Origin of the sequence: Synechococcus sp. H70.1 (assembly GCF_047502705.1) — a bacterium.
In the GTDB taxonomy this organism is placed as follows: Bacteria; Cyanobacteriota; Cyanobacteriia; order Thermostichales; family Thermostichaceae; genus Thermostichus.
On record NZ_JANSIV010000003.1, the window covers coordinates 1 to 2,131 of the forward strand.

At 60.0% G+C, this 2,131-nt stretch carries 3 protein-coding genes; all 3 read left to right on the forward strand.

Annotated features, from left to right (window positions below; genetic code table 11):
• The coding region (locus NW827_RS00110) for a ribosomal RNA small subunit methyltransferase A (RefSeq protein WP_414503185.1) at positions 1–516 on the forward strand (516 nt) is incomplete at its 5' end.
• Positions 517–547: 31 nt separating this feature from the next.
• Positions 548–1,252 (forward strand): 3-oxoacyl-ACP reductase FabG, encoded by a 705-nt coding sequence (fabG, locus tag NW827_RS00115; RefSeq protein WP_414361575.1) that lies wholly within the window; start codon positions 548–550, stop codon positions 1,250–1,252.
• A gap of 76 nt (positions 1,253–1,328) precedes the next feature.
• Positions 1,329–2,131: signal peptide peptidase SppA (gene sppA / locus NW827_RS00120; RefSeq protein WP_414503186.1), on the forward strand; the 803-nt coding region annotated here is incomplete at its 3' end.

Genomic DNA, 2,131 nt, shown 5'->3' on the forward strand with positions numbered 1-2,131 from the left:
ACCGGCCCCATTCTAGAGAAAGTTTTGGGATCCCCCGCCCAGCCAGTGAGGCAGGTTGAGCGCATCATCTTGATGGTGCAAAAAGAGCTGGCTGAGCGCCTGCAGGCCGGCCCTGGTAGCAAAGCCTACGGTGCCCTAAGCGTACGGGTGCGTTACCTAGCCGAGTGCGAGCTTATCTGCCGCGTGCCCCCCAGCGCCTTCCAGCCCCCTCCCCAAGTGGAATCGGCGGTGGTTCGCCTTACCCCCCGCCCCGCCCCCACTCCCGCCCGCGATCCCTGCTGGTTCTCCCAGCTGGTTTGCCGGGGCTTCTCCAGCCGCCGCAAGCAGCTGGTCAATGCTCTGCAGGGCCTGGTGGATCGCCAGGTTGTTGCTGCGGCCTTGGCCCAGCTCCACCTCAGCCCCACGGCCCGCGCCGAAGAACTGGATCTGCCGGATTGGCTGGCCCTGAGCGATCTGCTACTGGAGCAGACCCCTAAGCTGGCTGCCGTTTCTGGCAGGGAAAACGCGCTAGGGTGAGGAAGAAGTTCCCAAAGCTTCCCAGGAACCCATGCTCAACAACCAAGGCAAGCAAATCCTTGTAACTGGCGGTACCGGCGGGCTGGGGTTGGGAGTAACCCCCGTGCTCTTGGACACAGGGGCAGAGCTGACCTTGACCTACCGCCAAGAGGAGGAGCTGGCGGGCTTGCGGCAGCGCCTGCCAGCCCAGAGCCTAGAGCGGGTGCGCTTTGTGCAGGTGGATCTGCTGAATGAAGCCGCCGTAGCCCAACTCGTTGACGATCTGCCCCGCGTCGATGGCTTGGTGCACCTGGTGGGCGGCTTTGCCATGGGCCCCACCCACGAGTACAGCTTAGAAAATTGGCGACGTGACTTTGACCTCAACCTCACCACCACGTTTTTGGCCTGCAAGCACAGCCTGCGCAAAATGCGGCAACAGGGCTATGGGCGGATCGTGACCGTGGCCTCCCGAGGGGCAGTGGAGCCCGGATCCCAACTGGCCGCCTACTGCGCTTCCAAAGCCGGAGTCGTGGCCCTGACCCGCACCATTGCTGCCGAGACCAAAGGGATGGACATCACGGCCAACGTCATCTTGCCTAGCATCATCGACACCCCCGCCAACCGCGCTGCCATGGGCTCCGAGCAGGCGGAGCTGTGGGTAAAGCCGGAGTCGATTGGCCGGGTGATTGCCTTTTTGGTTTCCGAAGCAGCACGAGATCTCAGAGGAGCAGCGATCCCAGTGTACGGCAATATCTGAGCTGCTTGGTTGACCCAGCTGCCAAGCACCTTCCATGATAGGAAGTACAGGCTTATTCTTGTGCCGCTCTTTATCTATGCTGAAGCAATGGTTCTCGGGTGGCTTACGTCGGCAAATTGGCCGCATTGAGGTAGCAGGAGTTATCGATAGCAAAACCCGGGAGCGGGTTCTCAGAGCCTTGAAGGAGGTGGAGGAAAAGCAGATCCCTGCTGTGGTGCTGCGCATCGATAGCCCAGGCGGGACAGTGGCGGACTCGCAGGAAATCTACAACGCCCTTGTGCGCCTGCGAGAGCGAAAAGGTATTCCTATTGTGGCCAGCTTTGGCAACATCGCCGCCTCAGGGGGAGTTTACATTGCCATGGGAGCGGAAAAAATTGTCAGCAACCCTGGCACCATCACCGGCAGCATTGGTGTTATCATTCGCGGCAACAACCTCGAACGGCTGCTGGACAAAATTGGGATTTCTTTTAAGGTGATTAAGTCCGGTCCCTACAAAGATATTCTTTCCTTTGATCGTGAGCTGACTCCCGAAGAGCGCAACATCCTCCAAGAGCTAATCGACATCACCTACAGCCAGTTTGTGCACACCGTTGCAGCGGCGCGACGACTGAGCGTGAATGTGGTCAAAACCTTTGCTGATGGCCGCATTTTCAGTGGCGAGCAGGCTCTGCACCTGGGGGTAGTTGATCGTTTGGGAAGCGAAGAAGATGCTCGCCTTTGGGCAGCCGAACTGGCGGGGCTGCCGCCGGAGACTAAGTTCTACGATCTACTGCCCCGACGCAGGGGCTGGGCTCGCTTCCTGCCTGCGGCAGAGGCCCTGGAGCGGCTACAGTTTGAGGTCAGTACCTCTGGCTTGCCGCTGTGGCTCTACACCGGTTT

What these genes read in the sequence shown, in the direction of transcription:
- fabG (WP_414361575.1), top strand. Translation starts at nt 548, where the DNA reads ATGCTCAACAACCAAGGCAAGCAAATCCTTGTAACTGGCGGTACCGGC.